The sequence below is a fragment of the Paraflavitalea speifideaquila genome, from assembly GCF_032395985.1.
GTDB classification, from domain to species: domain Bacteria; phylum Bacteroidota; class Bacteroidia; order Chitinophagales; family Chitinophagaceae; genus Paraflavitalea; species Paraflavitalea speifideaquila.
This window is the reverse complement of sequence record NZ_CP135920.1, coordinates 4135496-4144604: the sequence shown is the minus strand read 5'-3', so window position 1 is coordinate 4144604 and position 9109 is coordinate 4135496. Positions and strand designations below refer to the sequence as shown.

Here is a 9109-nt window from a genome sequence, read left to right as displayed (position 1 = left end):
AACAATGCAATTATTCATGATTTGCCCCATTTGGGGAATGGCAGGGCAGCCTCTAAAGGATTCGCTACAAAGGATCAAAGATGCGGGTTATGATGGGGTTGAATATGGCTGTTCGCTGCATGACCCCATCAGGAAGGAGTTTATGGAGCTTGCCAAGGTGTTGGAGCTGGAAGTAGTAGCTCAGCAATATGATGCATCGGGCAATAGCTTTGCAGGGTATGCACACAGTTATGAAGCGCACCTGCGCTACCTGGCCTCCTTTAATCCGTTGTTCATTAACTCGCAAACGGGTCGTGATTTTTACCCGATAGAAGAGAATACGGCTTTGATCCAACTGGCAGCTACTATTGAACAGGAAACGGGTTGCCGGATCGTTCATGAAACGCATCGTGGTAAGTTTGCTTATAGTGCAGCTACTACGATGCAATACATTAACAGTTTGCCCAACTTAAGGCTTACGGGTGATTTTTCGCATTTCTGTACGGTATCGGAATCGTTCCTGGAAGACCAGCAGTCAGCGATGGAGGCTATCTATCCGCGAGTATATCATCTGCATGCACGGGTGGGTCATCCACAGGGGCCACAGGTAACGGATCCAAGGCTACCCGAATGGCAATATGCGCTGGACAGGCATTTGCACTGGTGGGACCAGGTTATACAATATCACCGCAAGGCAGGTACGGCGTATTTCACAATTACGCCCGAGTTTGGGCCGGCGCCATATATGTCAAGTGCCCCCTTTACTCAGCAGCCCATTGGCAATCAATGGGAGATCAATTTGTATATGTGCCGGTTACTGCGGGAACGGTATGCTACGAATCAATAATTTTTTTCACCATAATGCAAGCATCATGTCAATAGAGATCACGCAAGCACAAGTTGATTTTTTTGAAAAGGAAGGTTACCTGATCGTGCCCAATTTATTATCGGCGGAAGAGGTGGGTTATTACCGGGATCTGTATGAGGGTTTTTAGCCAACCGGATCGATGCATCGCGTTACCGTTCGGACCTGGGTAGCCATGTGAGTAAGGAAATCCCGGAAAAAAAGGAGCGGATCACGCAGATCATGGTACCGGGACGGGTATTGCCTGAACTATTGGAAAACCATTGCACCAAAAAGCCCTGCAGCTAGCCAGGCAACTAATGGGACCAGATATGGCACTTGACTTTGATATGCTGATCGATAAGGCGCCCCAATCCAATACACCTACGCCCTGGCACCAGGACTGCGCGTATTGGATTGCTATGCCCGATACAAGGGCAACGAGTTGCTGGGTGGCGTTGGATGCAGCTACGAGAGATAATGGATGTATGTGGTATGTACCGGGCTCGCACAAGTTGCCCATCCGTACGCATGTACCGGCGGGGAAAGGTGGCGGGGCGCTGGAATGTGTAGCCGCCGAAGGGGAAGGGCTGGCCATAGAGATACCGCCTGGTACGGGTATCTTTCACCATGGACATACGTTGCATTATTCAAGGGGCAATTCAACAAATACGAGACGGCGGGCCTTCATTACTAATTACCGGCCGGCAGCCATGATTGCCTATGAGCGGGAGCAAGGATATGATCATACGGGGAGCGCGAAGTAAGGAATGAGAAGGTGTGAATGCAAGGCAGCGAGGCAACAAGGCATTGAGGCAACGAGGCTGGAAAACAAGCTACGAGCTGCGAGCTGTGGACGAAACGGCAGCATAGAAAAGGCTGTTACTAAAATAGCAGAATAGTAAAACAGACCCATTTATTCAATGGGTCTGTTAGCAATAAAGTGATGTGTGACGACGGATTGATTAATCGACCAAAGCTGGTACACGTTTTCCGGGTACCGGGGCCCTGCGACCAGTTTTAGCAACATGCGCTGTAGGGGCAGTAGGTATTTTGTTGAAACGCATGGCGGTCCATACGTGGTCCAACGCTACTTCTCCTACGCCTTCAAAACCGGCATTCCGGATGCAGTCCCAACTACATTGGCGATTGAGGTCTGTAACGATCTTGGAAGTGGTTTTTGGATAAGCGATCCAAAATTTACCTTCTTCCTGCAATGCTGGTAGAACGTCCTTCATGATACCTGTTAATTGGCTTTCGTTGACTGCAAAGACCAGTGCAAAGTCGATTTTGCGCGACTTCAGCAAAGGGGTTACATTTTTAGCGAAGGCTAATTTTACAAACTGTTTCTCGATTGAAGAAGGAAGTCCCTGAATCAGTACATTTTTTTCTTCCTGGAGCTGAAGCTTATCTAACAAGTTTTGCGACATGCCTGAGAAGTTTTTAGTAAGTGATTTAGGATTAGTTTAGACGGGATTGCAAAGGTAAGGTAAATAGGATACGAAATTGTACTTTTCACATTAAAAACCCACCAGGTGCATTAATAGGCCCCTGGCGGGTAGTATAAAATCGATTATAATATAATTTTTACTTACCTATTTACCCATTGGTTTATAGTACTTAAGGGCTTCGGGCATGAGCTCGCGCAATTTCTCAATACGCGTTGCTTCGGCAGGGTGAGTACTGAGTATCTCGGGTGGTTTTTGACCTCCACTTGCGGCAGCCATGCGTTCCCAGAGGGGAATGGCTTCCTGTGGATTGTATCCGGCCATGGCAGAAAACATCAACCCATAGCGGTCGGCTTCCAACTCTTGTTTGCGTGAAAAAGGTAGCATGGCGCCTACCTGGGAGCCGATACCATAGGCATTCATGAAGAGGTTTTGGGCTGCGGGGGTTTTATTGGCGATGGCCACCTGAAGTGCTACACCACCTAATTGCTGCAAGCTGGCCTGGCTCATGCGCTCATTACCATGTTTGGCAAGGGCGTGGGCAATTTCATGTCCCATTACTACAGCAAGTGCTGCTTCATTTTGTGTGATGGGCAACAGTCCTGTATAGACAACGATCTTACCACCAGGCATACACCAGGCGTTGACCTCTTTGGAATCGACCAGGTTGTATTCCCATTTGTATCCCTGTAATTCCTGAGAAAGTCCTTTGGTGGAGTAATAGCTATTGATGGCAGTAGTAAGCCGCTGTCCTATCCTACGCACCATTTCAGCATCTTTATTGGCACTGGTAGCAACCACCTTATTCTCGCTTAGGAACTGGGTGTACTGGGTAGATGCCATACCCTGGATATCTGCCTCGTTGTATAAGGACAGTTGATTTCTGCCAGTAATGGTATTTTGGCTGCAACCCGTTATCAGGGTTAATAGTGCGGCTGCAACAAAGATTCGTTTCATGGAAAGTAATTTTGTCAAAAATAGTACTAAAATAATACCAGCCTTGGGGAAGGTGAAAGAATTCAGCATACAGGATACAGAATCCAGGATACAGAATACAGAATCAATTAATTGGAGGGGTTGTATGACCAACGGGGCTTGAATGGTTGTAAAAACAAACATCCGCTACAAAAAGCAGCGGATGTTAAAATTTTATACTTATTTAAAAGCGTTTAATCTTCTTCTTTGGCCAAACGGCGTTTCTCCCGTTTGCGGTCGCGGTGCTTCAGGATGGGCACTTTGCTCTCACTACCACGCAGCAGGCGGGTAATGTTTTTTTGGTGTGTGAGCACTACCAGGAGGGCTACCGCGATGGCAAATGCCCGGTACAAGGGTTCTTTTTCATTAAATATGAAAAGGATCAGTACAGCAAATGCAATACTGGCCAGGATGGAACTGAGGGATACAAAACGAGTAAGGAATAATACGAGGAGGAAAACACCTACGCAGCAAACGGCCACCAGGGGCTGAATAGCGAGGATCATTCAAATAAGGTGGCAACGCCTTTACCTCCTCTGAAGTCGGCCCAAATGGGAAATATATGCCCCAATACAGCAGCAAGGCCAAGACCTACCATCAAGTTGGTACGATCCCATTCATTGACGCTATTGGCATAAAAAGGTAGTAAGAGGTATAGACTAGTAGCAGCTACGCCTTTGAGTACATCCATAATCATTACGAAGGTACCCCAGCGTGAACCCAGTACCCGGAAGGTATTGGTAGCACCGGCATTTCCGCTTCCGTATTCACGGATATCAATGCCGAAAAAGCCTTTAGAGACCCAGACAGCAGTAGGAACAGAGCCGATCAAATATGCTATTACAATGACGAGCACTTCTTTCATTGAATAGTTGGTTGAAAGTTGGAAAATTCAAATATAAGTAAAAACAGTTTAAATCAGTGGATCACACTGCATTATTCTGTTACACAGCAGTTAATTGTAAAGCGATCCATGCATCTTGTTGTTTTTCACCCACAATTTTTAATCCGTTACTAATTGCGGAAGCTTCAATATCAGCACGATCGCCTGCCAATAAACCACTCATTATAATAACGCCCCTGGTGTTAAATGTTGTTGTAAAGCCCCCATATTTGCCAGTAAAACATGCTTATTGATGTTGGCCAATATGATATTAAATAATCCAAATTTTTCTAAACTATCGGCCTTTTCCAGCACAATGTTTGTGGCACCGTTTACAGTTATGTTCTCACTCGCATTTTCCACGCTCCAATCGTCATTGTCGATGGCAGTAATATGGGAGGCTCCTTTTTTTTTCGGCCAATACAGCCAGGATACCCGTTCCGGTGCCAAAGTCGAGCACGGACTTACCGGCCAAATCGAGTGATTCCATGTATTGCACCATCATAAAGGTGGTAGCATGATGGCCCGTACCAAAACTCATTTTGGGTGTAATGATGATCTCATATTGCATACCCGGTTGTGGCTGGTGAAAATGTGCACGGATAGCGCAAAAATCACCTACTACTACGGGTTCAAAATTCTTTTCCCATTCTTCATTCCAGTTCCGTTGAGCAATACGCCCGGTAGTCCAGGATACACCGCCTAATTGTTCTGCCAGCTCCTGGATATACGCCTCATCCCATTGTTCTTCGGGAATGAAAGCCGACAAGTATTGAACTCCTTCTTCAAATCCTTCAAAACCCTGATCGCCCAGCAGGGCAATGAGGATTTCCTGGACCTCTTTATCAACAGGAGCGAACTTCAGGTGGATGTAAGTGGACATGGTGTGTGGTTGCCAAAATGTTTTTTAAAGAAAAGGGTGAGCGGCTTTTGAAGCAGCTCACCCTTACTATGCGATCAAAGTATTAATTCCCGTGGGCTTACTGCTGGGGAGCAGCGCCATTGGTACCCTGGGGCGACCTTGGCGCGCCATCGGGTTTAGGCATTAACACTTTACGGCTCAATTTGAACTTGCCGGTCTTGTGGTCGATGCCGATCAGTTTCACTTTCACCTTCTCCCTTCTTTCAAAACGCCTTCCATTGTTTCGAGGCGTTTATGAGAGATCTCACTGATGTGCAACAAACCTTGTTTACCAGGCAGGAATTCTACGAAGGCACCAAATTCTTTAATGCCTTTAACGGTAGCTTCGTATACGGAACCAACTTCGGGCATGGCAGTGATGCCCTTGATCCAGGCCACGGCTTTATCCAAGCCTTCTTTGGCCGGGCTAAATACGCTTACTTCACCGTAGTTACCTACTTCTTCAATATTGATGGTAGTACCTGTTTCGCGTTGGATCTCCTGGATGATCTTACCCTGTGGCCCGATCACCGCACCAATAAATTCTTTATCAATGAAGAGTTTCTCCATACGAGGAGCATGTGGTTTCACTTCCTCACGTGCAGTCGATATACATTCGTACATGGCATCGAGGATGTGCAAACGGCCTTTACGGGCTTGTTCAATGCTTCGCGCATGGTATCCATACTAAGGCCATCGATCTTGATGTCCATTTGTACGCCGCAAATACCTTCGCGAGTACCGGTAACTTTGAAGTCCATATCACCGAGGTGATCTTCATCGCCCAGGATATCGGTAAGGATTGCATATTTATTGTCAGATGCGCGGGTAACGAGACCCATTGCCACACCACCAACGTGCTTAGGGAAAGGAACACCTGCATCCATCAATGCCAATGAACCTGCACAAACAGTAGCCATGGAAGAAGATCCATTGGATTCCAACACATCGCTTACAACACGAACGGTGTATGGATATTCGTTACCAGGCATCATTTGTTTCAGGGAGCGCATGGCCAGGTTACCATGTCCTACTTCACGACGGCCGGGACCGCGCATCATTTTCACTTCACCTGTAGAGAATGGCGGGAAGTTATAATGCAGGATGAATTTTGAATACTCAGAGTTGGCAGCGCTTTCTATCAGCAGTTCATCCAATGGCGTACCGAGTGTAACGGTAGTGAGCGATTGTGTTTCACCGCGTGTAAATAAGGCTGATCCGTGGGGAGAGGGCAGTGGATCAATTTCCATGGCGAGGCCACGGACCTGATCGAGCTGACGACCATCAAGACGTACACGATCATTGATCATCATGTCACGTACCAGTTCCCACTGGAGGTCTTCGTAATATTTTTAGCCAGCTTTTTAGTGCTGTCTTCTACTTCTTCGCCGAGGCTTTCGATCAGCTCTTTTTCAGCTTATCAAAAGCATCGCTGCGATCGTGTTTTGCAGAAGCACTTTTAGCGATGGTATAAATCCTTTCTTTTGTAAAAGCAGCTACTTTATCGCGCAGTTCTTCGTTCACAACGGGCTTGGTATACTCACGTTTACCAGTTACACCAGCTTTATCGCGCAGTTCTTGCTGTGCTTTGATTTGGATGCGGATGGCATCGTGCGCAATTTCCAGCGCCTTTACCAGGTCTTCTTCACTGCATTCTTTGGATTCACCTTCCACCATCATCAGGTTCTTATCGGTAGCGGCGATCAGGAAGTCCATATCAGCAGTAGCGAGTTCTGTACGGCTTGGATTTACAACAAAGTTTCCATCTATACGAGCTACCCGTACCTGTGAAATAACTTCCTTAATGGGAATATCTGAAACTGCGAGTGCGGCAGAAGCGGCCAGACATGCGAGGGCATCGGGCATTACTTCTTTATCGCTGGATACGAGGGTGATCAACACCTGTACATCGCAGAAATAATCTTCTGGAAATAAGGGGCGCAAAGAGCGGTCGATCAAACGGCTTACCAATACTTCATAATCATTCAGTCTACCTTCTCTTTTGAAAAAGAGCCTGGGATACGACCAGCAGAGGCAAATTTTTCATTATAATCTACAACAAGGGGGAAAAACTCTTGTCCTTCTTTAGGTTCTTTATTGGCTACAACGGTAGCCAGCATAATGCTGTTTCCCTGGCGAACGGTAACGGAGCCATGAGCCTGGCGAGCCAGTTTACCGGTTTCGATGGTTACCATACGGCCACCACCAATATCAAATGTTACACTAATAGGTTGAGAGAGCATACAGTCTCAATTTAAGGTTAGCAATCGCAAACGGGTAGGCGGGAAGGAATGGTTTGTGAGAGCAACCAGGTTTAAAATACAATTTCCGGTCAACAAACCAGTATGTCAGTAAAACAAGTATTCCCAACTGGTATTATACAGTTGGGAATAGTATCTTAAAGCATATACTGATTATTTTCTGATTCCGAGTTTCTCGATCAATTGGCGATACCCCTGGAGGTTGTGCTTGCTCAGGTAGTTCAGCAGGCGCTTACGCTGACCAACCATCCTCATCAATCCACGGTGGGTAGAGAAATCTTTCTTATTTTGCTGGAGGTGCTGGGAAATCCCGTTGATACGCTCTGTCAGCAAAGCAATTTGACCTTCAATAGAACCGGTATTGTTGGCTTTTCCGCCAAATTGGGTGAAGATATCTGATACTTTTTCTTTTGTTAAATACGGCATCTCAATTTTTTTAAACATCCAAATTTTAACTTCTTCTATAATTTGGCGGCAAAGGTATGGAATTAATCGTGATTTTAATATCTTGCCTGTCCGTTTTTTTTTCTTATCGAGAGAAAATGGGGAAGATGTGAAGATAGGTAAGTCGGACATACCGATGGAGGGAAATAGGCAGTAAAACCTTTAAAACCAGCATGAGTTACCAGTTTGCCATTAGCTATTGTGGGCTTATAACCCGGCGCTATGCCACCCTGATTGCCTTCCAGGGGCCATATTCCCCACTTATTTCCTAAACTACCCTACCGCCGGCATGAAGCAGCTTGTATTTACTGTCACCAATGATCTTAGCTACGACCAGCGCATGATACGGATCTGTACCTCGCTGAGCCAGGCTGGGTACGGGGTGAAGCTGATAGGGCGGAAAATGGATAACTCAGTACCGCTAAAGAGCAGCCTTTCCACCAAAAAAGGTTATCCTGTTTTTTTCAAAAGGGAAAGGGTTTTATATAGAATACAATATCAGGCTATTTTTTACTTGATAACCACCAAATTAGACGTAATCTGCGCTATTGACCTGGATACCATTCTCCCCTGTTATTGGGTATCGGCCATTAAAGGGATTCCAAGGATCTATGATGCGCATGAGCTGTTTTGCGAAATGAAAGAGGTGGTGATCAGGCCCCGGATCTACCGGTTTTGGAAACGGGTGGAGCGTTTTGCTGTACCCCGCTTTAAAGCCGGGTATACAGTAAACCAACCCATAGCCGATGCGTTTAAGGACATGTATGGAGTGAATTATGCGGTGATCCGCAATGTACCTGTGGAATATCCGCTAACGATCCCACATAAGAAAGAAAAGTATATCTTATACCAGGGAACGGTGAATGAAGGCAGGAGTTTTGAGACCCTCATTCCGGCTATGCAACAGGTGCCCGCCCGACTGATCATTTGTGGGGATGGCAACTTTATGGAACAGGCAAAGCAATTAGTGGCAGCGCACAAACTGGAGGAAAAGGTTATTTTCAAAGGCCGGGTGTTGCCACAAGAATTAATAGATTATACCGTTAATGCGTGGATAGGTATTACGCTATTTGAAAATAAGGGTTTAAGCAACTATTATTCGCTGGCCAACCGGTTCTTTGACTATATACAGGCAGGAATTCCACAACTGGGTGTGGATTACCCGGTTTACCGGGAAATAAACAATCAGTACCAAATAGCTGTTCTTATAGACGATCTGGGTGCTGACAACATAGCAGGTCAACTTAACAGATTGTTAAATGATGAGCATTTATATCTGGGATTACAGCAAAACTGCTTAACTGCAAGAGGGATTTTTAACTGGCAACAAGAAGAGCAGAAACTGGTTACTTTTTATTCAACAAATATTTGAGG

The 9109-nt window shown here is 45.9% G+C and carries 17 protein-coding genes; 4 read left to right on the top strand and 13 right to left on the bottom strand.

Annotation, left to right across the window (positions count from 1 at the left end; genetic code table 11):
* The first annotated feature begins 4 nt into the window (after window positions 1-4).
* The 3 genes from RS881_RS28320 (at window position 5) to RS881_RS28310 (ending at window position 1590) form a co-directional block, all read left to right on the top strand.
* A complete protein-coding gene (locus RS881_RS28320; RefSeq protein ID WP_315824187.1) occupies window positions 5-826 on the top strand; it encodes a sugar phosphate isomerase/epimerase family protein in 822 nt (273 codons plus the stop codon).
* Between the two features lie 25 nt (window positions 827-851).
* Window positions 852-974 carry a hypothetical protein gene (locus RS881_RS28315; protein ID WP_315824186.1) on the top strand — a complete coding sequence of 41 codons (123 nt, stop codon included), beginning with the start codon at window positions 852-854 and terminating at the stop codon, window positions 972-974.
* 181 nt (window positions 975-1155) lie between these two features.
* Complete coding sequence (locus RS881_RS28310) at window positions 1156-1590, top strand: phytanoyl-CoA dioxygenase family protein (RefSeq protein ID WP_315824185.1); 435 nt, start codon at window positions 1156-1158, stop codon at window positions 1588-1590.
* A 198-nt stretch (window positions 1591-1788) separates the two neighbouring features.
* Here RS881_RS28310 and RS881_RS28305 read toward each other — a convergent pair whose 3' ends face one another.
* From RS881_RS28305 to rpsO, 13 genes are all read right to left on the bottom strand, one after another.
* Window positions 1789-2253, bottom strand: a complete 465-nt coding sequence (locus RS881_RS28305) for a hypothetical protein (RefSeq protein ID WP_315824184.1) — start codon at window positions 2251-2253, stop codon at window positions 1789-1791.
* Window positions 2254-2418: 165 nt separating this feature from the next.
* Entirely contained in the window at window positions 2419-3228 is an 810-nt protein-coding gene (locus tag RS881_RS28300; RefSeq protein WP_315824183.1) for a M48 family metallopeptidase, read from the bottom strand.
* 212 nt (window positions 3229-3440) lie between these two features.
* Window positions 3441-3752 (bottom strand): glycerol-3-phosphate acyltransferase, encoded by a 312-nt coding sequence (locus tag RS881_RS28295; RefSeq protein WP_315824182.1) that lies wholly within the window; start codon window positions 3750-3752, stop codon window positions 3441-3443.
* Window positions 3749-4111, bottom strand: coding sequence for a glycerol-3-phosphate acyltransferase (locus RS881_RS28290; protein WP_315824181.1), 363 nt, complete (start codon window positions 4109-4111; stop codon window positions 3749-3751). Before RS881_RS28290 ends, RS881_RS28295 begins: the two co-directional genes overlap by 4 nt.
* A gap of 79 nt (window positions 4112-4190) precedes the next feature.
* Window positions 4191-4313, bottom strand: coding sequence for a hypothetical protein (locus RS881_RS28285; RefSeq protein WP_315824180.1), 123 nt, complete (start codon window positions 4311-4313; stop codon window positions 4191-4193).
* Complete coding sequence (locus tag RS881_RS28280; protein ID WP_315824179.1) at window positions 4313-4492, bottom strand: class I SAM-dependent methyltransferase; 180 nt, start codon at window positions 4490-4492, stop codon at window positions 4313-4315. Before RS881_RS28280 ends, RS881_RS28285 begins: the two co-directional genes overlap by 1 nt.
* 10 nt (window positions 4493-4502) lie before the next feature.
* On the bottom strand, window positions 4503-5012 hold the full coding sequence (gene prmA / locus RS881_RS28275) for a 50S ribosomal protein L11 methyltransferase (RefSeq protein ID WP_315824178.1): 510 nt from the start codon (window positions 5010-5012) through the stop codon (window positions 4503-4505).
* 97 nt (window positions 5013-5109) lie between these two features.
* Entirely contained in the window at window positions 5110-5241 is a 132-nt protein-coding gene (locus RS881_RS28270) for a hypothetical protein (protein WP_315824177.1), read from the bottom strand.
* A complete protein-coding gene (locus tag RS881_RS28265) occupies window positions 5238-5600 on the bottom strand; it encodes a KH domain-containing protein (protein WP_315824176.1) in 363 nt (120 codons plus the stop codon). Before RS881_RS28265 ends, RS881_RS28270 begins: the two co-directional genes overlap by 4 nt.
* A gap of 17 nt (window positions 5601-5617) precedes the next feature.
* Window positions 5618-6343, bottom strand: a complete 726-nt coding sequence (locus tag RS881_RS28260) for a hypothetical protein (RefSeq protein WP_315824175.1) — start codon at window positions 6341-6343, stop codon at window positions 5618-5620.
* Window positions 6344-6431: 88 nt separating this feature from the next.
* Complete coding sequence (locus RS881_RS28255) at window positions 6432-6989, bottom strand: hypothetical protein (RefSeq protein WP_315824174.1); 558 nt, start codon at window positions 6987-6989, stop codon at window positions 6432-6434.
* Window positions 6990-7015: 26 nt separating this feature from the next.
* Window positions 7016-7273, bottom strand: a complete 258-nt coding sequence (locus RS881_RS28250; RefSeq protein WP_315824173.1) for a hypothetical protein — start codon at window positions 7271-7273, stop codon at window positions 7016-7018.
* 171 nt (window positions 7274-7444) lie between these two features.
* Complete coding sequence (rpsO, locus tag RS881_RS61735; protein ID WP_315824172.1) at window positions 7445-7867, bottom strand: 30S ribosomal protein S15; 423 nt, start codon at window positions 7865-7867, stop codon at window positions 7445-7447.
* Window positions 7868-8024: 157 nt separating this feature from the next.
* Between rpsO and RS881_RS28240 the strand changes: the two genes are divergently transcribed.
* A complete protein-coding gene (locus RS881_RS28240) occupies window positions 8025-9107 on the top strand; it encodes a glycosyltransferase (RefSeq protein ID WP_315824171.1) in 1083 nt (360 codons plus the stop codon).
* Window positions 9108-9109 lie beyond the last annotated feature (2 nt).